This window comes from Paeniglutamicibacter sp. NPDC091659 (assembly GCF_044756805.1).
Taxonomy (GTDB): Bacteria; Actinomycetota; Actinomycetes; order Actinomycetales; family Micrococcaceae; genus Paeniglutamicibacter.
Map to the genome: position 1 here is coordinate 587,018 of NZ_JBIVTO010000001.1, position 21,621 is coordinate 608,638.

The following is a 21,621-nucleotide window of genomic DNA, read 5'->3' on the forward strand; positions in this document are numbered from 1 at the left end:
CCGCCTGTGACAGGCTGGGGAACAACGAAAGAATCAACCGTTGGAGGAAGCATGCAGCGCAGTCTCAAGGTCGCCGGACGGGCGAAGGTTCCCGCCTTCGAGGTCATGAGCATTCTTGACAGGGTCTCGGCCCTGCGCGCCGCCGGGCGCGACGTGGTTTCCCTCTGCGCGGGGGAGCCGGGGGACGGGGCGCCGTCGGCCGTATCCAAGCGCGCCGCGGAGATCCACCTTGCCGGCACCCCGATGACCTACACGCCGGCGCTGGGCATCCTCGAGCTGCGCGAGGCAATCGCCGGGCACTACAAGCATTGGTACAACATTGAGATTCCGGCGGCCAACGTCGCAATCACCACCGGCAGCTCCGGGGCCTTCATGCTGATCTTCCTGGCGGCATTCAATGCCGGGGACAAGGTGGCCTTGGCGCGGCCGGGCTACCCGGCGTATGCAAACATCCTGCGCACGCTCGGCATCGAGGTCGTGGAACTGGCGGCCGGTCCGGAATCCCGATACCAGCCGAGCATCGAACTGCTCGAGGCCGCATGGGCGGAACACGGCCACCTCGACGGGCTGATGCTTGCCTCCCCGGCAAACCCGACGGGCACCATGGTCTCCGGGACCGAACTTGGCGAGCTCGCTGCATGGTGCAGCGAGCGAGGTGTCCGGATGATCAGTGACGAGATCTACCACGGCATCGACTACCCGGAACCGGGCGCCGAGGCCCGCCGCTCGGTCAGCGCGTGGGAGGTCGACACTAACACCGTCGTGATTTCCAGCTTCTCCAAGTACTGGGGCATGACAGGGTGGCGGCTGGGTTGGGCGCTGGTTCCCGACGACCTGCTTGGCACCGTCGATGCCCTTGCGGGCAACGTCGCACTTTGCCCGCCGGCGCCGGCCCAGTACGCAGCGCTCGCGGCATTCGGCGAGGACTCCTACCGCGAGGCCGAGGCCCGGGTTGCCGAATTTTCCAGGGCGCGCGGCGCACTCCTGAAGGCGCTGCCGCGTTTGGGGTGGGGAGAATGTGCCCCGGCCGATGGCGCGTTCTACCTGTATGCGGACCTTGGCGATGCGCTGGGCTCCTTCGGGAACTCCAGCGAATACTGCGCCGCACTGCTGGAGGCCGAAGGCGTGGCGATCGTCCCGGGCACCGACTTCGATAAGGTCGACGGGGGACGCCGCGTCAGGTTGAGCTTCGCCGCGGGTCTTGGCCCCGTCACCGAGGCCATTGAGCGCATCGTTCGTTTCCAGGCAGGTTTCTAAACAGGCCAGACCCGACTGGGCCGGGTGCCAGCGGCGGGGACTGATCCGCACCGGGCGGCTGCGTTTGCGGAACGGCCCGTCCTTGTCCACAGGTTCCCTGCCGAACGGCCCGGCACGCACGAATCCCGTCCACTCTTGGGGCAACCCAAACCCAGGAGGATGCGATGGAACAGTACCCCGACAAAGAACTCGAAGACGCGCTGAAGACCGTGAGGATGTTGCTGCCGTGGCGCCATGAATGCCTGGCCTGCTACGTCTTCCGGATGCTCGCCCATGGGTGCGACGGGTTGAAATGGTCCAAGGCGTACCGCGACATGCGAGCCCCGCGTGCCACCGCGCTGGAACGGAAGTTCCCGGAACTCGGAGGGTACTGCGACTGCGAGGTCATGGCCAACGTCTTCCATCCCAACGACGCCATGTGGGAGCTCGACGACGAGGGAGCGATCGACGAGACGCGCATCCCGCAGTGCCACAGCGTCCGGCTCGGAACCATCCAACCGTGCGGATTGTGGTTCATGCGCACCGGTGTCCAGTGGGGCGGCGGGATGTACAGGAATGCCAGAAAGGCGTCCTGAACCGTCAGGGGGGATTTTGTTGTTTCGTGCCCTCGGCGGGCCGGTCGGGAAGCGATGAAGATTTCTGAAACCCAATGTCAAAGACTGTTGCCCAAGTCACAAAATCAAACTAGAGTCTAGTTTCAGTTCTTGAAATGACAGCTCGACGACGGACCGCTCCGCAGGGGGCAGGATTCCGTCCGTGACATTGGAGTGATTAGATGCCGCTTTCCCTCACCGAAGAGCACGCCGACCTGGCTGCCGCGGTTTCCGAATTCGCCGCCAGGTTTGCCGACATCCTTGAAACCCGCGAACGGCTCGATGCCTACGGTGCCGGAGGACGACCAGCCCATTGGGGCGAGCTGGTGGACAACGGACTGCATGCGCTGCATATCAGCGAGGAACGCGGGGGACAGGGCGGAAGCATCATTGATACGGCCATCGTGGTCGAGGAGTTTGGCCGCCGTCTGGTGCCGGGGCCCTTTGTTTCCACGGTGCTGGCGAGCTCGGCCGTTGCCGGCGCGACCGAATGCAAGGCGTCAACGGCGGGTCTCGACCTGTTCGCCGGCGGCGCAACGGGCGCACTTGTCCTGTCACCCTCGACGCTCACCGCCGTTGCCGCCGCGGGCGGCTGGTCCTTGACCGGCAGTGCCCCGGTGGCCTCGCTGCTCTCAGCCGAACAGCTCGTCATTGGGTTCACGTGTGAAGCCGTCACCCGTTTTGCGCTGGTTGACGTGGAGAGCGCGGGACTCGAACGAGTGGCAGCGACCTGCTCGGACCTGACCCGCGACGCCGGCACCCTGGTGCTCGATGGCCTGGCGATCGAGACCGAGGCAATCCTCGAAGGGCTGAACGAACGCTACGTGGAAACCCTGCAGGCAGGCCTGCTCGCGGCCGAGGCTTCCGGCGTCATGCGCTGGGCCGTCGACGCATCCTCCGACTACGCCAAGATCCGCGAACAGTTCGGCACCCCGATCGGTTCGTTCCAGGCAATCAAGCACAAGTGCGCAAACCTGCTCATTGCCGCCGAACTTGGAACCGCCGCGGCCTGGTCTGCACTCGTTGCGCTGGAACAGGACGAAGACCAGCAAATGCTTGCAGCAGGCTCCGCCATTGAAGCAGCCATTGTCCCATCCGTCGAGGCCGTCACCGAGGCCGTCACCATTTTCGGCGGCATCGGATTCACCTGGGAACACGACGCACACCTGTACTGGCGCCGCGCCATCACCCTGGCCGCGCAGGTGGGCCCGCGTGGGGAAATCTCGGCGGCATTGGGCAAGGTCGCCCTTGACCAGGACCGCCGCATCGACATCGAGCTTCCCGACGAAGACCCCGCGTTCCGCGACCGCATCGGCGCGCTGCTCGACCAGGCGGCCGCGTTGGAGAACGAACACGACGGCGGGCGCTGGTACTCCCGCGGTTCCCGGCGCACATTCCTTGCCGAAAACGGGTTGGCCGCACCCCACTGGTCGGCTCCCTACGGCCTGGGCGCCTCCCCGGCCGAGCAGGTCGTCATCGCCCAGGAATACAACCGCCGCGATCTCATCCAGCCATCCTCGGTCATCGGCGAATGGGCAATGCCCACGATCCTTGCCTACGGAAGCGACGAGATCAAGGAACAGTTCGCGCTTCCGACACTGCGCGGCGAACTCGTCTGGTGCCAGCTCTTCTCCGAACCCGGCGCCGGATCGGACCTGGCAGGGCTTTCGACCAAGGCAACCAAGGTCGACGGCGGCTGGGAACTGCGTGGACAAAAGGTCTGGACCTCCGGCGCCCACGAAGCCGACTGGGGAATCTGCCTGGCCCGCACCGACGCCGACGTGCCAAAGCACAAGGGCCTGAGCTATTTCCTCGTAGACATGCGCAGCGCGGGAGTGGACATCCGTCCGCTCAAGCAGCCCACCGGGGACGCCGAATTCAACGAGGTCTTCCTCGACTCGGTGTTCGTCCCCGACGCCTACCTGCTCGGCGAACCCGGACAGGGCTGGAGGATCACCGCCACCACCCTGCAAAACGAACGCACCCAGATTTCCTCCGGGGTCTCGGCGGGAACCGAGGACGGTCTGCGGGCCCTGATCCGCGAAAACGGCCATGCCGGAGACGAACGCGAGGCGTTCTCCGCACTCGGCAAGATCGTTGCCACCAGCTCCGCGATCGGCGCCCTGAACCTGCGCGAAACCCTGCGCCAGCTCAACGGCCTGCAGCCCGGGGTCGGTTCCTCGCTGGCAAAGGTGGCCCACGCGCGACTCGCCCGGGAAGCCGCAACCCTGGCCCTGGCCCTGGTCGGCCCCGCGGCGCTCTTCGCCGACGCCCCGGGCGACTCGGTGACGGGGCAACTGGCCGTGCCGCAGGTGCTCATTGGCGGCGGCACCGTTGAAATCCAGCTCAACGTCATTGCCGAACGCATCCTGGGGTTGCCGCGCGGCTAGTCCCCACACCCGGCTTCACCCCGCCAAGAATTCAGTACGCTAAGTTTCACCGAAAGGAACCCTTTTCGCATGACAACGTTGACGAGCGAGACCACTACCTTGCAGAACCTTGAGCCGGCCCGGCTGCGCGAGCTCCTTGAACCGCGAACCGTGGCGATCATCGGAGCCAACACCAATTCGACCTGGTCGCACTTCACCCACAGCAACCTGGTGGCCGGCGGCTTCGAGGGCGAGCTGTACCTGGTGAACCGGCGCGGCGAGGAATGCCACGGACAGGCCTCCTTCACCTCGATCGCCGACCTGCCCGAGGCCCCGGACCTGGCCATCGTGCTCACCGGCACCAACTCGCTGGAAACCATCCTGGAGGAGGCCCGCGTCAAGGGCATCCGCAACCTCGTCCTGCTGGCCTCCGGCCTGGGAGAGGCTGGGGCCGAGGGCGAGGCCCTGCAGGCCAAGCTGGTCCAGCGGGCCCGCGAGGCCGGCCAGCTGATCCTCGGCCCCAACAACCTGGGCTTCATCAACTCCCACGCAAAGGTCGCGGCCTTCAGCCACATGACCCAGATGCCAATGATCACCGGAGGCGTCGGCGTGGCCAGCCAGTCCGGCGCACTGGCCATCTACCTGCTGCCCTACATGGCATCGCGCGGCGTGGGCTGCTCGATGGCCGTGACCGTCGGCAACGAGGCCATGGTGTCGGCCATCGACGTCATGGGCGTACTCGTCGAGGACGAAAACACCAAGGTCATTGCCGCCTACCTCGAGCAGATTTCCGATCCCGCGCAATTCCTTGCTGTTGCCGCACGGGCCCGCGAGGTTGGCAAGCCGATCGTCATCTTCAAGGCCGGCCGCGGCGAGGCCTCCGCCCGAGTGGCCGCGGCGCACACCGGTTCGCTGGTGGGCGACGACAAGGTGATCGACGCCGCCTGCAGGCAGTTCGGCATCATCCGCGTCGACAACATCGAGGACCTCGTCGCAACCGCCGGGATCATCGAATCCTACGGCGCACTGCCGGGCAACCGCATGGGCGTGGTGACCGGCTCCGGCGCCATGTGCGCGCTGGTGGCGGACAAGGCCGAGTCGGTGGGCCTGGAGCTGCCGACCCCGTCCGCGGCCACCGTGGATTCCCTGCACGCGGCCGGGCTGCCGTCGTTCTCCACCGTGAACAACCCGATGGACACCACCGGCTACATCTCGGTGGACCCCACCATCCTGACCAAGGCCAACCAGTGCTTCATCGACGATCCGAACTACGACTTCATCGTCGTCAACGGTTCGTGGCCGGCCAACCAGACGATGGTGGACATGGGCCGGTTCACCCAGAACGAGCTGCTGCGCCAGCTGAGTTCCTCGCCCAAGCCCGTCATCGCGATGAGCTTCCTGCCCACCGAGGTGACCGAATTCGGCCGCGCATTCGCCGCCGAGCACGGCTACCCGCACGCCTCGGACTCCTTCGACCGCGGCATTCCCGCCGTGGCCCGCAGCGCCTGGTGGGGCAAGCGCACCGCCGAACTCGCGTCGGACGCCACGATCCAGGACGCCCCGGCCATCTCCAAGCCGGAAGGCGCGGAGAGCTGGACCGAAATCCAGACCGGCGAGTTCCTGTGCTCCCACGGCGTGCCCTACGTGCCGGCGGCCATTGCCACCTCGGCGGAAGAGGCCGTGGCAGCCGCCGAGGAGATGGGCTACCCGGTGGTGCTGAAGATCGCTTCGGAGGACATCGCCCACAAGACCGAGGTCGGCGGGGTGCGCCTGATGCTTCGCGATGCCGACGCGGTGTCCGAGGCATACGACTTCATCCGGACCTCGGTGGCCACCTTGGCCCCGGAGGCCCGCATCCAGGGCGTCGCGGTGTCCCCGATGCGCCCGGCCGGCAACGAACTGCTGGTCGGCGTGGTACGGGATCCGCAGTGGGGGCTTGTCCTTGCCGTGGGCTTCGGCGGCGTCATGGTCGAGATCCTCAAGGACTCGGCACTGCGGCTGCTGCCGGTGGGCCCGGCGGAGATCCGCCGGATGCTCGAGTCGCTCAAGGGCATCGACCTGCTCACCGGGTTCCGCGGGGCCGAAGCCACCGACCTCGACGAGCTCGCCCGGGTGATCTTCAAGATCTCCCAGGTGGCGGTCGGCCTCGGGGACGAGCTCGAGGAACTCGAAATCAACCCGTTGCGGGTTGCCGGGAACCAGATCGAGGCGCTTGACGCGCTGGTCCGCTGGAAGGCCCGGTCATGAAGGCCACGCAACGGCCCTTGTCCGGACGCCGGTGGTAGCGTTGGAACTCCACCAGACCAACAAGCAGGAGGCGAACGATGGCCGGACAGCTCTCTGGCGAAACGCTCGAGCTTCCCGCGTACCAGCTGGTGCGCAGGCAGCGCATCCTGGATGCCGCCAGGTCGCTCCTGAAGGTCAACGACTACGAATCAATCCAGATCCGAGACGTTGCGGCGGAAGCGAACGTGGCGCTGGGTACCCTCTACCGCTACTTCTCATCCAAGGAACACCTCTACGCCTACGTCGTGCACGACTGGGCGGTTCCCCTCGGGGACTCGAACCAGTCCTGGGCCGAGGGACTGAGTGCAACCGATCGGGTGAGGCAGCTCCTGCGCATGGCGTTGACGGCGTTCGAGCGGCGGCCCAACTTCTACAAGGCGATCCTGGTGCTGCGCTCCACCTCGGATCCGGAAGTCTCGCTACTGATGCACCAGCTGGGCGAGGTCCTGGAGGCTCCGCTGCGCCAGGAGTTCTCGATGCTGGAGCCGGAGGAAGCCGGGGACATCACCGCCATGGTGTGGTGCGTGTTGATGGACCTCGTGGCGCGTTTGGCAGCCGGGGACAAGACCATGGACGAGGCCCATCGCATCGCGGACAGGTTCGTCCGCATGGTCGGGTTGCGGCTTCAGGAAGCCGCTTCGGACAACTCCTAGCACCCGTCGCGGGGGCGGCTTCATGAGCGCCCACGAGCTTGACCACCTGGCCATCGCCGTTCGTTCCTGGTCCCCCGCCGGGGAGCTGTTGAACCGCGAACTCGGGGCCCGCTGGGCCAGCGGATTCGAGATGCCCGTCTTCAGCCCCTGCCAGCTGGCGCTTGCCGACGACATGCGCATCGAGCTGCTTGAGCCGGGCACCGCGGCGGATTCCTTCATCGGGCGTTTCCTCGACGAACACGACGGCAACGCGGCACCCCACCACATCACCTTCAAGGTCGAGGACATCCATGCGGCCATTGCGGGTGCGCAGCAGGCGGGGATCGAGCCGATCCTGGTGAACCTCGAACACCCGCAGTGGCAGGAAGCGTTCCTGCACCCGAGGGACACCGGCCTGGGGTTCCTTGCCCAAATGGTTCGTGCCCCGCGAAGCATCGAGGAACTCACCGGCCAGGACGACCAGTGGACCACGCCGTGCCCCTGGGAACAGGTCGCCGGGGAACCCAAACAGCTTCAGGTGGTCTACGGGCAGGTCGAAAACCTCGAACGTGCGCGCACTGTGCTGGTGCAGGTGCTCGGCGCCAGGGAATTCCCCGTGGCCGGCAAAGGCGCGGGGTTTGCCTGGAACGAGGGCGCCGACCTGGTCCTGCACGAGGTTCCCGCCGGAACCAAGGAAACCGGCATCCGGGCCATCGGCGTTGCGGAACCGGGAAGCATCCGCGAACCCGGTGCCTACCCGCCCGACATCCGCGAGGTGCTCGAATCCGGAACCCCGCATCCGGAGCTCGGGCTGCGGATCTCGCCGTTGAAGGTCAATGCCCTGGCCGCCGACGCACAAAGCACCGGCGCATAAACCACCAACGCACAAAACGCAGGAAAAACAGCAAAACCACATTGCCCTGGTTTCGTGCACCCAAAAACGGGTGCCGAGGCCGGAAACGCGACCAAAGAATAAGGAGAACACCCATGGGACTTCGAGGAGAAGCCGCAATCCTTGGCTATTTCGAATTGCCGCCACAGCGCAAGCTGGCCCGCGAGAAGACCTTCAACCTTGAGCAGTGGGCGCGCCTGTCCAAGGCGGCGCTCGACGACGCCGGCCTCGACGCCACCGACGTGAACGGCATCGTCACCCCGCTGATCGGCGAGGCGGACATGTTCGTCCCCTCCACGGTCACCGAGTACCTGGGCATCGACGCGAACTTCGCCGAAATCGTCGACCTGGGCGGCGCCGGATCCGCAGCGGCGGTCTGGCGTGCGGCCGCGGCGGTGGAACTCGGCCTGTGCGACGCGGTCCTGGTGACGTTCCCCGGCACCCACGACCTTCCCGTCCACGACCGCCGCCCGTTCGAGATGAGCGACAAGATGTACTTCGGGGCCTCCTCGAACGCCTACGGTTCCCCGCAGGCCGAATTCGAGATCCCTTACGGGAACCTCGGCCAGAACGGCCCCTACGGGCAGATCGCCAAGCGCTACGGCCACGAGTTCGGCTACGACGAACGCGCCATGGCCAAGATCGCCGTGGACCAGCGCACCAACGCCTGCGCCACCCCCGATGCGGTATTCCACGGTCAGCCGATCAGCATCGAGGACGTGCTCGCTTCTCCCATGATTGCCGATCCCTTGCACAAGCTGGAGATCGTCATGCCCTGCCAGGGCGGTGCAGCGGTTGTCATCGGCAACAAGGAGATGGCCGCCAAGTCCAAGAACCGCCCGGTCTGGATCAAGGGGTTCGGCGAACGCGTCCCCTACAAGACCCCCACCTACGCCAAGGACCTGATGTCCTCGCCGATGATCCACGCGGCGGACCAGGCCTTCAACATGGCGGGGATCGGCCGCGACGACGTCGACATGGTCTCGATCTACGACTGCTATTCGATCACGGTGCTGATGAGCCTCGAAGACGCCGGCTTCGCCGAAAAGGGCAAGGGCATGCAGTTCGTCAACGAACACGACCTGACCTACCGCGGGGACTTCCCGATGAACACCGCCGGCGGGCAGCTGTCCTTCGGCCAGGCAGGCATCGCCGGCGGCATGCACCACGTGATCGACGGGGCCCGGCAGATCATGGGCCGCGCCGGCGAGGCACAGGTCGCCGACTGCAACCGGGCCTTCGTGACCGGCAACGGCGGCATCATGAGCGAACAAACAGCACTGATCTTCGAAGGCGAATAGGAGAAACCCCGCCATGAGCACCGCATACACCCCACCGGTCCTGACCCGTCCGCTGCCGGTCCCCACCCCGCTGACCAAGCCCTTCTGGGACGCCCTTGCCGAACACAAGGTCCGCATCCAGTACTCGCCCTCCCTGGGCGAGTACATCTTCTACCCGCGCCCGCTGGCCCCGCGCACCCTGGCCGACGACCTGGAATGGCGCGAGATCTCCGGCGCCGGAACGCTCTACACCTACACCGTGGCCACGCGCCCGCCGTCCCCGCACTTCGCCAACGAGGGCACCCTGGTGCTCGCGGTCGTGCAGTGGGACGAGGGGCCGAAGTTCTCCACCGAACTCGTCAACATCGACCCCGCGGACATCCGCGTGGGCATGCGGGTCTCCCCGGTCTTCTGCGACTACCCCGAAGCGGACATCACCATGCTGCGCTACGAGCCGGAGCACTAGGATGTCCACCACCGCCGAAACCCTGCGTCCCGCACCGGGACTGCCGCAGGTGACCCTGCGCATCGGAGCCGAATCCCGTGCCACAGGCACCGCCACCCACGAACACGTGAACCCCGCCACCGGCCGGGTCGATGCGCTGGTTCCGCTGGCCGGGCCGGAGGAAATCGACGAGGCGGTGCGCGCGGCGCACGCGGCGTTCGCCGTGTGGCGCACAACCCCCGCCGGAACCCGCGCCAAGGCCCTGCTGAAGCTGGCACAGCTCGTCGAGGACAACACCGCAAGATTCGCGGCCCTCGCCACCGCCGACAACGGCATCGCCCAGGGCACGGCGCACGCCACCGTGGCGGCGGCGGTGGAATGGATCCGCTACTACGGCGGCTGGGCGGACAAGCTCCCGCTGGGGCGCATCACCTCGGCGGTGGGGGCGGGCGGTTCCTTCGGGCACACCCTGCGCCAGCCCTACGGCGTGATCGGCGCGATCATCACCTGGAACGCCCCGTTGATGTCGTTGGCCATGAAGGTTCCGGCGGCGTTGGCGGCCGGGAACACCGTGCTGGTCAAGCCCAGCGAGCTGACCCCGTTCACCGCGATGCTCTTTGCCGACCTGGTCCGCGAGGCGGGCATCCCCGACGGCGTGTTCAACGTCGTCACCGGCGGGGCGTCCGCCGGCGCCGCACTCGTTGAGCACCCGTTGGTGAAGAAGGTTTCCTTCACCGGGGGACCGGACACGGCACGGAAGATCGCCGCCAGCTGTGCCCGGACCTTCAAGCCGGTGCTGCTGGAATTGGGCGGCAAGTCGGCGAACCTTGTCTTTGCCGACGCCGACCTCGATGCAGCGGCCATGCACGCAACCTTCATGGCGTTCGGGATCATGAGCGGGCAGGCCTGCGCGTTGCCCACCAGGCTGCTGGTGCAGGACTCGGTCCACGACGAGTTTGTCGCGAAGGTCGGCGCCATCGCCGCTTCCTTCAAGGTGGGCAACCCGCTGGAAGCTGACACGATCTGCGGACCGGTCATCAACCAGGAGGCCATCGAGCGGATCGAGGCCATGGTGGCGCGGGCCCGGGAACAGGGAGCCCGGCTTGTCACGGGAGGGGCCCGGCTCGACGGGGACCTGGCGGATGGTTTCTACTACCCGCCCACTGTGCTGGCGGACGTGGATCCGGCCAGCGAGATCGCGCAGAAGGAAGTCTTCGGGCCGGTGCTGGCCGTGATGCGCTTCTCCGACGAGGACGAGGCCGTTGCCCTGGCGAACGGCACCGAGTACGGGCTTTCCGGCTACATCTGGACCTCCGATGCGCGGCGTTCCATCAGGCTCGTCGAGGCCCTGGAAACCGGCGAGGTCGTCGTCAACGGCGCACCCAATGCCGTCGCCGAACGGCCGTTTGGCGGCATCGGGCACTCCGGAAACGGAAACGAGGGCGGGCTGGAAGGGCTGGAGGAATTCTTCTGGACCAAGTCAGTCGCCTACGGAAACGGCTAGGACCTTTCCCGCAACAAAGATTGTCAGTCCCACCGCCGGCAGGCACTCCCGCCCACGGCGTCATTGCATTCTTTTCACAGCACACGAAAGGCGGGACTTCGATGTCCGCACCAGCAGGCCGCAAGGCCTCAACGATGGGGGCGCGCAAGCGCCCGGGATTCGGCGTCATTGTGTCGGTCCTGATCCTGGCCGAAATCGTCTCGGCATTTGAGCTATCCATGATGTACGTGACCCTGCCGACCCTGATCAAGGATTTCCAGGTGGACGCCAACACCGTTGCCTGGGTGGTGACGGCATACCTGCTTGTCTCGGCGTCCGCCGGAGTCATGGGCGGACGCTTCGGCGACATGTACGGCCGACGCAAGGTCATGGTCGTCGTCCTGGTCATCGCCGGCCTCGGCTCGCTGGTGTCGCTGCTCGGCGGCACGCTGGGCATGATCATCCTGGGCCGCGCCATCCAGGGGGTCGCCGGGGCGGTCATGGGCCTGGCCTTCGGCCTGGCCCGTGAGCACCTTGACGAGGAACGCGTTCCGGTGGGCGTCTCGATGATCGGGGCCTCCGCGCTGATCGCCGGTGCGGGGGGCGCCTTCATCGCGGGCTTCATGATCGACGTCTATTCCTGGCACGGGATCTTCGCCTTTGCCGCGGTGCTCGCGGGCCTCGCCGCCCTCGCGGTCTTCTTCTTCATTCCGCGTGACAACGTCACCGCAACGAACGAGAAGCCCGACTACCTGGGGTCGCTGCTGCTGCCGATTGCCGTGAGCGCCATCCTGCTGGGCCTCTCCAGAAGCTCCAAGGTCGGCTTCGACTCGATCCAGTTCATCGGGTTGATGGGCATCGGCGTCCTTGTCGCCTTGGTCTGGGTGTGGTGGGAACTGCGCGTCGAGTCCCCGATCGTGAACCTGCGGATGTTCAAGAACAGGCAGATCGCCCTGGTCATGACGGCGACGATCCTGGCCGCCGTCGGCCCGATCGGCGGCATGGCAGTGCCCTCGCAGATGGTGCTGCAGTATCCCGCCAGCGTGGGCTTCGGGCTTGGCTTCACCGCCACCGCCGCCGGCATCTTCAGCTGCGTGACGGCGCTGCTCGGCTACTTCTTCGCCCCGCTGGGCGGTCGACTGGCCCACCGTTACGGCGCACGTTCGGTGTTCATCGCCGGCTTGGTTCTGATGACCCTGGTCATCCCGATCATCCTGCTCACCTTCGGCAACGTGGTCATGTTCGTCATCGCCATGAGCCTGAACGGCATCGGCATCTCGCTGACCTACGGCGCGCTGCCCAACTTGTTAATCGAAGCCGTGCCGGAGAGCCACACCTCAGAGACGGCCGGCACCAACACCATGGTCCGCAACGTGGGGCAGTCTACGGCAACCGCGATCGGTGCCTACATCCTGGCCAGCCACCAGGATCCGGCGACGACCATGGTGGCCCAGTCCGGGGTGACATCCGCCTTTGTCTTCCTTCTGGTCTTCGGGGTGCTGTCCGTGGTTGTGGCGCTGATGCTCAAGCGCAATCCAGTGCCGTGGGTGCCGGAAACCGTGGAAGAGCGCGACGCTCGGCGTGCGCGGCCGGCGAAGTTGCCGGTGACGGTCGGCGACTGACGCCTGCCTGAGCCGTTCGGGACCCGTGGCGGGGCTCCGTCCTCGTGCCAGAGGCTTTCCGCGCAATCAGGGGACATCCCCGTTGCGTGGAAAGCCTCTTGTCGTTGTTCGAATGGAGCGTCCGGCGGACTGCCTTCGAAGCGACCGTGCGCTGGTTTTCGGAAGTCCCTGCATATCCATAGACAAGAACTAGAATCTCGTTATAGTCTTCAATTAAAGAGTGATCCGCGCCACTTGGCCGGCTTGCTGTCGGAACGCGAGGGCGCAGCCCATACGAAGGGGATCGGGAATGGCAATTCACGTGCACAACATCGGGAAAAAGAGCGAGGGAAGCCCGTATTCCTGGGATTCCAAGGACGCGCTGCTCTATGCGCTCAGCGTCGGGGCGGGAGCCTCCGAACCGGCCGAGAACCTCTCCTTCACCACCGAGAATTCCCGTGGCATCGAGCAGCGGGTACTGCCGACCTTCGCCGTCACCCTGGGCGGGGCCAGTGGATCGATGGAGGAGCTTGGGGACTTCAAGCTTTCACAGATCCTGCACGGCGGGCAGACCATCACGCTGCACCGGTCGCTGCCAGCCGCCGGCACCGTCATCCCCGTCAGCTACATGAGCGCCGTGCATGACAAGGGGCGCAACGCCATCATCGAACTGACCACCGACCTGCTCGATGCCGACACCCGCGAACCCGTGGCCAGCAGCATCACCTCGATGGTCATCCGCGGCGAAGGCGGTTTCGGTGGAGACACGGGCCCCGGCGACACCTGGGCCGCCCCGGAGGCCGCCCCGGACCTTGTCGTTGTCCAGCGCACCACGCGCGACCAGGCGTTGCTCTACCGGCTCAACGGGGACCGGAACCCCCTGCATTCGGATCCGGCACTGGCGAAGATGGTCGGCTTCGAGCGGCCGATCCTGCACGGACTGTGCACCATGGGATTCGCCGCCCGCACGGTGCTGGAGAACGTGGCCAACGCCGACCCCGACGCCTTCGGGTCCCTCAACGTCCGTTTCGCCGCACCCGTGGTCCCGGGAGATGAACTGGAAACCAGCATCTGGAGGACGGAATACGGTGCGGTCTTCCAGATGCGCGTGGGGGAGACGGTCGTCCTCGACCGCGGAACCTTCACCCTCCGCGGGATGCCGCGGCAAGACGCCACCCAAGACTTTGCAGCAGCAACGGCCTAACAGCCCCCCGATCAAGGAAGGAAGAACCCATGAAGATTGCAGTGCTGATCAAACAGGTGCCCGACACGGAGGAAGACCGCCACCTTGCACCGAGCGGATCCGTGGACCGTTCAGCAAGCGAACGGGTCGCCGACGAAATCACCGAACGCGCGCTCGAGGTCGCGTTGAAGGAAAAGGACGCCGCCAAGGGCGTCGAAATCGTGGCCGTCACCATGGGCCCGGCCACCGCCACCGAGGCCCTGCGCAAGGCGCTCTCCATGGGTGCGGACTCGGCAATCCACATCGTCGACGATTCCCTGGCCGGTTCCGACGCGCTGACAACGGCCAAGGCGCTGGGCGCCGGGCTGCGGGACGCCAACGTCGACGTCATCATCGCCGGCAACGAATCCACCGATGGCCGCGGCGGCGTGGTGCCGGCGATGCTTGCCGAGCTGCTGGGCCTGCCGTTCCTGGGTCCGTTGAACACCGTCGAGTTCACCGGTTCCTCGGTGCGCGGCGAACGCCAGAACGCGGAGTGCACCCAGGAATTGGCAGCGGCCCTTCCCGCGGTGCTGTCCATCACCGAACGCACCGGAGAGGCCCGCTTCCCCAAGTTCAAGGGCATCATGACCGCCAAGCGCAAGCCGGTGGCCGTCTACAAGGCCGCCGACCTCGGCCTGGGCGGCATCAACCACTCGGTAGGAAACCTGGTGCTCGGTGCCAACAAGCGCCCGGCACGCGGTGCCGGCACCAAGATCGTGGACGACGGCAATGCCGCGGCGCGGCTCGCCGACTACCTCAGCACCGAAAACCTGATCTGAAGGGAATACACCTCATGAGCAATATTCTTGTCAACATCGAACTGGCAGCCAGCGGAAAACTGCGTTCCAACGCCGCGCACCTGCTGCAGCTTGCCTCCACGCTGGGTGAGCCCGTGGCGGTGGTGGCCGCGGCCCCGGGCAACAGCGTCGAACTCGTTGCGGAACTCGGCGCACTGGGTGCGAGCCGGATCTTCATCGGCGAAACGGCGACTGCCGCCAGCCACATTGCGGCGGGTTCAATCTCGGCCCTTGCCGAGGCCATCTCCGTCTACGCCCCCGTCGCCGTGCTGGCCTCCAACGGTGCCGATGCACGCGAAACGCTGGGCCGGCTCGCCGCGCGCACATCAAACCCCGTGATCCTCGAGGCGCACGAGCTGAGGCTCGACGGCGGAAAGATCATCGCCACGCATTCGGTGTTTGGAGGGAACTACAACACCGAATCCAGCGTCGGCGCCGGCATTGCGCTGGTCACCGTTGCCTCAAGCGGTGCCGAGGCGCCCGCCCCGGTTGCGGCGCCCGAGGCAAACGTCGTCCAACTCGAGGTTGCCACCACCGGCGAGGCCGTCATCGAGGCAACCCACACGGCCGCCTCGAACTCGGACCGCCCGGAACTGCGTGCGGCACGAATCGTCGTTTCCGGCGGCCGCGGGCTCGGATCCAGGGAGAACTTCGCGCTCGTGGAGGAACTCGCGGACTCGCTCGGCGCGGGCCTCGGTGCTTCCCGCGCGGCCGTCGACGCCGGGTACGTGCCGCAGAGCCACCAGGTCGGCCAGACCGGTGTCAGCGTGTCGCCGGACCTCTACATTGCCGTGGGCATTTCCGGAGCGATCCAGCACCGCGCGGGCATGCAGACCGCAAAGCGCATTGTCGCCATCAACCAGGACGCAGACGCGCCGATCTTCGATGTTGCCGACTTCGGCATCGTGGGCGACCTCTTCACCATCCTGCCGCAGCTCAAGGCCGCCATCGCCGAGCGCAGCGGCGTCGGCGCGGGCGTCTAGGCGAAGAGGGGAAATCCGAGATGTCGTTGCTGACCAAACCAAAGCCCGACTCCAGACAAGACCCGGCCAAGTGGGTCGGGCTGGCCAAATGGGTGGTTCTTGCCGTGGTCTCGCTGGCCGTGGTGGTGCTCCTGGCCAAGTGGGCGCGCGGGCTGGAACCGGTGCAAGGGTTCCTTGCGGCCTACCCCGGCCACAGTGAACTTCCGGCCGGCGCCCCCGTGGGGTTGCCTGCCTGGCTTGGCTGGCAACATTTCCTCAACGCCTTCTTCCTGGTGCTGATCATCCGCTCCGGGTGGCTGGTCCGGACCACCGCCCGGCCCAAGGCCTACTGGACCCGGAAGAACACCGGCCTGTTCAAGACCAAGAACAAGCCGACCAAGATCAGCCTGGAACTCTGGTTCCACCTGAGCTTGGATGTCCTGTGGCTGCTCAACGGGTTGGTGTTCATGGTGCTGCTCTTTGCCACCGGAGGCTGGATGCGCATTGTTCCCACCAGCTGGGACATCTTCCCCAACGCCATGAGCACCGCGCTGCAGTACGCCTCGTTGAACTGGCCGACCGAAAACGGGTGGGTCAACTACAACGCACTGCAGGTCCTTGCCTACTTCAGCATTGTTTTCGTCGCGGCCCCGTTGGCGGCCATCACCGGCGTCAGGATGAGCCCGGCCTGGCCCAAGGGAAATGCGGCCCTGGACAAGATCTACCCGATGGAGACGGCTCGGAAGATCCACTTCCCGGTGATGCTCTTTTTCACCGCGTTCGTGATCATGCACGTGGCGCTGGTGCTGTGCACCGGGGTTTTGCGGAACCTGAACCACATGTTCGCGGCGCGCGACGACGCCGGCTGGCTGGGCTTCGGCATCTTTGCGCTCTCGGTCGCCGTCATGGTGGTCGCGTGGTTCCTGGCCCGCCCGGTGTTCCTGCGGCCCATCGCGGGACTGATGGGCAAGGTCTCCAAGTAGTCGGAAACCAACGGCGGGGCCGGGTTTCTTGTTGGTGCTGCTACGTGAGCACCTGCAAGAACCCCGGCCCCGCTTGCTGTGTTCGCGGCTGACTCCCGGCTGTGGGAGTCCAAGTGGCTGGCGAAGGAAAACCGTTAGGCGTTGCTGCCCTTGAGCGAGCCGGTGACCTTGGACAGGTCGGCTTTGCCAATCAGGCAGTGCACGGTCCTGTCGCCTTCGGCCCAGCTGAGCTTGCTGGGCCCCAGCGTGGTGTAGTCGAGTTCGGAGTCTTCGTAGGGGCGCCCCACAAATGTCTCGTAGACCGGATCGCACGTGGACAGGACCAGTTTTTCCATGGCCTCGTCGGATTCGGGGTACTTGTCTTCGGTGAGGGTGAATTCGTGGAACACCTCAAGCTGGTGTGGTTCTGTGCAGGGCACCACCTTGACATCGATGATGTCACCTTCGCCCGGGTCGTTGAGGCAGTCGCCGAGCTTGATGGAATACACGTCCGCCCTGGCTTCCTTTTCGATGGTGCCTGCAACGATAGCGAAAATGGTCTTCAAGGCTCGAATCATGGTTGCGTCCCCCACGCACAGATCAGTGATTATTGGTTTTTATCGTAGCCGTACGCCGGGAAAGCGGGGACAAAAACCATGCAGCGTCAGGTGTGGTGCCGGCCGCCGCCACGGGCGCCTAGTCTTCCGGGTGCTTGATCTTCAGGTGCTCGCCGGGGATGCGGTCGCGGTCATAGGTGATTTCCGTGAAGCCGTGCGGGGTGGGCTTGCCGTCCTCGCCCATGTTCACGAAGACGATCTTTTCGATCGTCAGGATGGACTGGCGGGTGATCATGTTGCGCACCTCTGCGCGCATGGTCAGCGAGGTGCGGCCGAAGGCGGTTGCCGTCAGCCCCATCTCGATCAGGTCGCCCTGTTGCGCGGAGGAGACGAAGTTGATTTCCGACATGTACTTGGTGACGGCAAAGCCGTTGCCGAGCTGGACGATCGCGTAGATCGCCGCTTCCTCGTCGATCCAGCGCAGCAGGGAACCGCCGAAGAGCGTGCCGTTGGCGTTGAGGTCTTCGGGGCGGACCCATTTGCGGGTGTGGAAAGTAATATCGCCATCAGTCATGCGTCGATTCTATGGGGCGCGCGGGCCCGGAGGCGATGTGGACGGGCATGCGTCATGGCCGTGCTTCGGCGTTCGCGTATGGCGTCGCCGAATTTCCGCTAGCCCAGGTGGTCCATGGCCTCGCACGGGTTGGCACCCGGCTGGGCGCGGTGCACCGACATCGAGAGCTTGCCCAACAGTCCGGCCAGCTGCGCGGTCTCGCCGGCGTCAAGGCCGGTGAGCAGCGTCTGCTCGGCGTCGGCCACGCGCTTTTCCAGCTTTTCCAGCAGCGCCAGGCCCTTGTCCGTGGCGACGATCTTCCGTGCGCGGCGGTCGGTGGGTGCCGGGATGCGCTCGACGAGCTCCGCGGTGACAAGGTCGTCGATCAGGTAGGTCAGCACCGTGCGGTCGATGCCCAGGTGGGCGCCGAGGGCCTGCTGGTTTGCCGGGTCGTGGTGGACCACCGTCGAGAGCATTTGGTAGCCGCGCACCGAGCAGGGCATCTCCTCGACCGCCTGCGCAAAGAGTGTTTGGTGGCCGCGCAGGATCATGCCCAGGTGCCAGGCGAGATCGCCGGGGATGAACCCGGGAAGCGGCTTGTCCATGGAGAGCGGGGTGTGCGTTGAGGTGGCCATGGCATCCATCATAGCCGAAAGCATGGTGTTGCGCAGATGTTCTGTTTGGAATATAGTCTGTAGTACAGCATATATTTCTGGAGAGAAGGAACGATGGACATCGGTGCACAAGAGCATGTGGCAACACGCGGGACAATCGGCATTCTGGGTGCCGGCCGCGTGGGTACGGCCATCGCCCGGCTGGCGGTTGCCGCCGGCTACCGGGTGAAGATCGCAACCTCCAAGCCGGCAGCCGACAACGCATTGATCATCGAGATCGTGACGCCCGGCGCCGAAGCGGTGGATGCCGCCGAAGCCACCGACTCCGACCTGGTGGTCGTTGCCGTCCCGCTGCACAAGTACAAGGGCATCGGCGCGGAGATGCTGGCCGGCAAGGTCGTCATCGACGCGATGAACTACTGGTCGGTCACCGACGGCGACATCGCCGACTTCGAGGCCGACGAGCGCACCTCGTCCGAGGTCGTCGCGGCCCACCTGTCCGCCTCCCGCGTCGTGAAGTCCTTCAACCACATCGGCTACCACGAGATGGAACCCGACTCCGCGCCGGCCGGGACCGCCGACCGCCGCGCCCTGGTCATCGCCTCGGACGATGCCGCGGCCAAGGAACGCGTCGCCGAGTTCATCGACGCGCTCGGCTTTGACGCTGTCGATGCCGGCGAGCTTGCGGCCGGTGCGCGCTTTGAACCTGGCACCGAGATCTTCAATGGCCGCTTCAACGCTGCCGAACTTGCCGGCCTGCTGCAGCGCAGTCTCGCAGCACTCTAAAAGCAAAACCAGTCATGCACTTCATCACCAGAAGTCACGCAAACCCCGGATCGGAAGAGAACCACACCATGGAAATCGGCGCATACAGCTTCGGCGACACCCAGCGCAACGCGGACGGATCGCTGCGGTCCACCACCGAAGCCATCCAGAACCTGTTCGCGGCGATTGTCCATGCCGACAAGGCCGGGCTCGACTACTTCGGCATCGGCGAACACCACACCACCACCATGCCCGCGTCCTCGCCGGGTGCCATGATCGCGGCCGCGGCGGCTGCAACCACGCAGATCAAGCTGGGTAGCGCGGCCAGCATCATCAGCACCGACGACCCGGTGCGGATCTACCAGCAGTTCGCCACGGCCGACGCCATCTCCGGCGGCGGGCGCGTGGAAATCACCGCGGGCCGCGGTTCCTCCGTCGAGACCTTCCCGCTCTTCGGCTACGACCTGGCCGAATACGACGAGCTCTACGCGGAAAAGCTCGATCTGCTGATGACCATCAACGATGCGCAGACCGAGGAAGTGACCTGGTCCGGGACGAAGCGGCCGAGCATCCAGGACCTGGCCGTGGTCCCGCGCCCGGTCTCCGGCAAGCTGCCGATCTGGCTGGCCACCGGCGGCAACGCCGCATCCTCGGCCCGCGCCGGGCAGCTGGCCATGCCGGTTTCCTATGCAATCATCGGCGGGGCACCGCACCGCTTTGCCCCGCTGGCCGACCTGTACCGCCGCGCCGGAGCCGCAGCCGGCCACGCTCCCGAAGCGCTGAAAGTCTCGGTTGCCGCACTGGGCCTCATCGCGCCGACCAAGAAGGAAGCGCTCGAGCGCTTCTACCCGGGCTGGCACAACCTGAACGTCGAAATGGGTCGCCTGCGCGGCTGGCCGGCACCTGACAAGCGTGCCTACGACGCGCAGGCCGAGGCACCGGGGGCCTACTACGTCGGATCGCCGGACGAGGTCGCCGAACGCATCGTCCACCTGCACGGCTACCTGGGACACATGCGCCACTTCCTGCAGATGGACATCGGCGGCCTGCCGCAGGAACACCTGCTCGAGTCCATCACGCTGCTGGCCACCGAGGTCAAGCCCCGCGTGGAGCGCCTGCTGGCGCAAAAGTAGTCTCCACGAACCTTCACAACGCGATATCCCACGGAGCGGGGCCGGAACCAATGGTTCCGGCCCCGCTCCGCGCCATCGACGTGGCCGCTCTCCGTCCGTGCGGATCATGCGCAGTCCTGCCGCGCTGTTTGCGCAATGACTGCTCGATGCAGAGGGACTCGTACTCAAAGCGGCGTCGAGCAGAAGGCGCCGGAGAATGCATTGTGTGCCTGCTTGCGTCCGAGTCTCAAACGGTCAGCGGGCCAACCCTGTGCGGAAATACTTGCTCACCTGATTGGCCGAATCGCGAAGCGCAATTTCGACCTCGCGCTCGCGCCCGACCATGAATGCGGTGTCGGCGCTGACGGCGACGGCCCCGACGACCATGCCCGCCCCGTGGTGCACGCCAACAGCTGCGCAGATCTTACCCGCCACAAACTCTTCGTGTTCCCAAGCAACGCCGTCGATCATGACCGATTCCAAGTGTGTGGATAGTTCCGCTTGGTCTGTGATCGTGTTTTTTTGCAGTGGATGGGGCTTGTGAACAGCAAGATACTGGTTGCGCTGGGGTTCGTTCATCCCCGCGAGCATGATCTTGCCGAAGGCCGTGGCGTGAGCCGCCTCGTGGAATCCAAAGTTCAGAGGGGTCAAACGAGGATGTTTCGGCGAATCCACTACATAGGCGACCACGACGTCTGCTCCCCGGTACACGGCGAAATAAGCTGCCATGGACAGCCTCTGGTGAAGGTCCGCGATGACGGACTTCACCTGTGTGGGGATGCCGATCTGGCGGTGAAGGGATACGGCAAGCTGGTGCGGTTTGTAACCCAATTCAAAGCGGCTCTGGTCTTTGAGATGAACCAAGTAGCCGGTCTGGACGAGGGCCTTTGCGAGGCGGTAGACGCTGGGCATGGGGTAACCCAGGGCATCGGATATCTCCTTGGCCGTGGCTCCGCCGCGTTCTGCAACGAACTCGAGCACGGCAAACGTTTTTTCCAAGGGCGACGACCTCTCGCCAGGGTCATCTGAAAGATTGCTTTCCATTTGCAGCGTCACGATGCACCACTCTCAAATAGTTTCGCCAATCTAGATTATGCACGCGGGAGACATCTTGGGTGCAGCAAGTTCGGCTGGTTCGTCACGGCCGTCGCCGATATTGAGCATGTCGCTCGACAGGAAAGCAGCAGCCTGAGATCGACGGCCATGAACTACGCTTCCAGTGTCGATTCTCATTAT

Annotated in this window: 20 protein-coding genes; 16 read left to right on the plus strand and 4 right to left on the minus strand. The window is 65.6% G+C overall.

The genetic code is table 11. The features are described from left to right. Window positions 1–51: 51 nt before the first annotated feature. The 14 genes from ACIQLF_RS02635 (at window position 52) to ACIQLF_RS02700 (ending at window position 16,805) form a co-directional block, all read left to right on the plus strand. On the plus strand, window positions 52–1,257 hold the full coding sequence (locus tag ACIQLF_RS02635) for a pyridoxal phosphate-dependent aminotransferase (protein ID WP_400294039.1): 1,206 nt from the start codon (window positions 52–54) through the stop codon (window positions 1,255–1,257). Window positions 1,258–1,421: 164 nt separating this feature from the next. Continuing rightward, window positions 1,422–1,832 carry a DUF2695 domain-containing protein gene (locus ACIQLF_RS02640; protein WP_400294040.1) on the plus strand — a complete coding sequence of 137 codons (411 nt, stop codon included), beginning with the start codon at window positions 1,422–1,424 and terminating at the stop codon, window positions 1,830–1,832. 200 nt (window positions 1,833–2,032) lie between these two features. Then, entirely contained in the window at window positions 2,033–4,240 is a 2,208-nt protein-coding gene (locus tag ACIQLF_RS02645) for an acyl-CoA dehydrogenase (protein WP_400294041.1), read from the plus strand. 69 nt (window positions 4,241–4,309) lie between these two features. Continuing rightward, window positions 4,310–6,466: an acetate--CoA ligase family protein gene (locus ACIQLF_RS02650; protein ID WP_400294042.1), complete on the plus strand. Its 2,157-nt coding sequence runs from the start codon at window positions 4,310–4,312 to the stop codon at window positions 6,464–6,466. 77 nt (window positions 6,467–6,543) lie between these two features. Beyond that, complete coding sequence (locus ACIQLF_RS02655; protein WP_400294043.1) at window positions 6,544–7,158, plus strand: TetR/AcrR family transcriptional regulator; 615 nt, start codon at window positions 6,544–6,546, stop codon at window positions 7,156–7,158. A 22-nt stretch (window positions 7,159–7,180) separates the two neighbouring features. Then, entirely contained in the window at window positions 7,181–8,011 is an 831-nt protein-coding gene (locus ACIQLF_RS02660) for a VOC family protein (protein WP_400294044.1), read from the plus strand. Window positions 8,012–8,124: 113 nt separating this feature from the next. Continuing rightward, a complete protein-coding gene (locus ACIQLF_RS02665; RefSeq protein ID WP_400294045.1) occupies window positions 8,125–9,330 on the plus strand; it encodes a thiolase family protein in 1,206 nt (401 codons plus the stop codon). Window positions 9,331–9,343: 13 nt separating this feature from the next. Next, window positions 9,344–9,775, plus strand: a complete 432-nt coding sequence (locus tag ACIQLF_RS02670; protein WP_400294046.1) for a Zn-ribbon domain-containing OB-fold protein — start codon at window positions 9,344–9,346, stop codon at window positions 9,773–9,775. Between the two features lies 1 nt (window position 9,776). Next, the gene (locus ACIQLF_RS02675) at window positions 9,777–11,258 is read left to right on the plus strand and encodes an aldehyde dehydrogenase family protein (protein WP_400294047.1); all 1,482 of its coding nucleotides are present in this window, start codon (window positions 9,777–9,779) and stop codon (window positions 11,256–11,258) included. Between the two features lie 101 nt (window positions 11,259–11,359). Then, window positions 11,360–12,859, plus strand: a complete 1,500-nt coding sequence (locus tag ACIQLF_RS02680; RefSeq protein WP_400294048.1) for an MFS transporter — start codon at window positions 11,360–11,362, stop codon at window positions 12,857–12,859. 289 nt (window positions 12,860–13,148) lie between these two features. Then, window positions 13,149–14,042 carry a MaoC/PaaZ C-terminal domain-containing protein gene (locus tag ACIQLF_RS02685; RefSeq protein ID WP_400294049.1) on the plus strand — a complete coding sequence of 298 codons (894 nt, stop codon included), beginning with the start codon at window positions 13,149–13,151 and terminating at the stop codon, window positions 14,040–14,042. A gap of 29 nt (window positions 14,043–14,071) precedes the next feature. After that, window positions 14,072–14,842, plus strand: a complete 771-nt coding sequence (locus tag ACIQLF_RS02690) for an electron transfer flavoprotein subunit beta/FixA family protein (RefSeq protein ID WP_400294050.1) — start codon at window positions 14,072–14,074, stop codon at window positions 14,840–14,842. 14 nt (window positions 14,843–14,856) lie between these two features. Beyond that, on the plus strand, window positions 14,857–15,843 hold the full coding sequence (locus ACIQLF_RS02695; protein ID WP_400294051.1) for an electron transfer flavoprotein subunit alpha/FixB family protein: 987 nt from the start codon (window positions 14,857–14,859) through the stop codon (window positions 15,841–15,843). Between the two features lie 20 nt (window positions 15,844–15,863). Next, window positions 15,864–16,805, plus strand: a complete 942-nt coding sequence (locus tag ACIQLF_RS02700) for a cytochrome b/b6 domain-containing protein (protein WP_400294052.1) — start codon at window positions 15,864–15,866, stop codon at window positions 16,803–16,805. Between the two features lie 134 nt (window positions 16,806–16,939). On the opposite strand, the gene ACIQLF_RS02705 is transcribed toward ACIQLF_RS02700, so the two are convergent. From ACIQLF_RS02705 to ACIQLF_RS02715, 3 genes are all read right to left on the minus strand, one after another. Then, window positions 16,940–17,350, minus strand: coding sequence for a septum formation family protein (locus ACIQLF_RS02705; RefSeq protein ID WP_400294053.1), 411 nt, complete (start codon window positions 17,348–17,350; stop codon window positions 16,940–16,942). 130 nt (window positions 17,351–17,480) lie between these two features. Continuing rightward, on the minus strand, window positions 17,481–17,915 hold the full coding sequence (locus ACIQLF_RS02710) for an acyl-CoA thioesterase (RefSeq protein ID WP_400294054.1): 435 nt from the start codon (window positions 17,913–17,915) through the stop codon (window positions 17,481–17,483). Between the two features lie 98 nt (window positions 17,916–18,013). After that, entirely contained in the window at window positions 18,014–18,529 is a 516-nt protein-coding gene (locus ACIQLF_RS02715) for a MarR family winged helix-turn-helix transcriptional regulator (protein ID WP_400294055.1), read from the minus strand. A gap of 93 nt (window positions 18,530–18,622) precedes the next feature. Between ACIQLF_RS02715 and ACIQLF_RS02720 the strand changes: the two genes are divergently transcribed. After that, the gene (locus ACIQLF_RS02720; protein ID WP_400294056.1) at window positions 18,623–19,294 is read left to right on the plus strand and encodes an NADPH-dependent F420 reductase; all 672 of its coding nucleotides are present in this window, start codon (window positions 18,623–18,625) and stop codon (window positions 19,292–19,294) included. Window positions 19,295–19,362: 68 nt separating this feature from the next. Then, window positions 19,363–20,406 carry an LLM class flavin-dependent oxidoreductase gene (locus tag ACIQLF_RS02725; RefSeq protein WP_400294058.1) on the plus strand — a complete coding sequence of 348 codons (1,044 nt, stop codon included), beginning with the start codon at window positions 19,363–19,365 and terminating at the stop codon, window positions 20,404–20,406. Between the two features lie 234 nt (window positions 20,407–20,640). On the opposite strand, the gene ACIQLF_RS02730 is transcribed toward ACIQLF_RS02725, so the two are convergent. Beyond that, complete coding sequence (locus ACIQLF_RS02730) at window positions 20,641–21,441, minus strand: IclR family transcriptional regulator (protein ID WP_400294059.1); 801 nt, start codon at window positions 21,439–21,441, stop codon at window positions 20,641–20,643. Between the last annotated feature and the right edge of the window lie 180 nt (window positions 21,442–21,621).